Here is a 353-nt window from a genome sequence, read left to right on the forward strand (position 1 = left end):
CTAGATTTGTTTCATTCTTAAAGTATAAGTTAGAAATACAAGGTAAGACTTTGATGGTGATGGATCAGTGGTATCCATCCTCAAAGACCTGTAGTACCTGTGGTGAGATTCATAGTGAACTCAAACTCAATAATCGAGTTTTCGAGTGTAAGCAGTGTGAACTACACTTAGATAGAGATCATAACGCAGCGATCAATATCAATAAAGAGGGATTAAGACAGTACAAATTAGCTTTTCAGTAATAAGACACATTAAGAACCGTAGGGACTACGGGGATAGCCTATTGAGTCAATCGCGGGTACGCTTTTATGGATAGGAAGCCCCCACTTCTAGTTAAGTGGTGGGTAGTTCAC

The 353-nt window shown here is 39.4% G+C and carries 1 protein-coding gene; it reads left to right on the plus strand.

Annotated elements, in window-relative coordinates:
- The coding region (locus N7548_RS08855) for a zinc ribbon domain-containing protein (RefSeq protein WP_263609112.1) at positions 1–242 on the plus strand (242 nt) is incomplete at its 5' end.
- Positions 243–353 lie beyond the last annotated feature (111 nt).

The organism is Paracholeplasma manati, assembly GCF_025742995.1.
Lineage (GTDB): Bacteria > Bacillota_I > Bacilli_A > Acholeplasmatales > UBA5453 > Paracholeplasma > Paracholeplasma manati.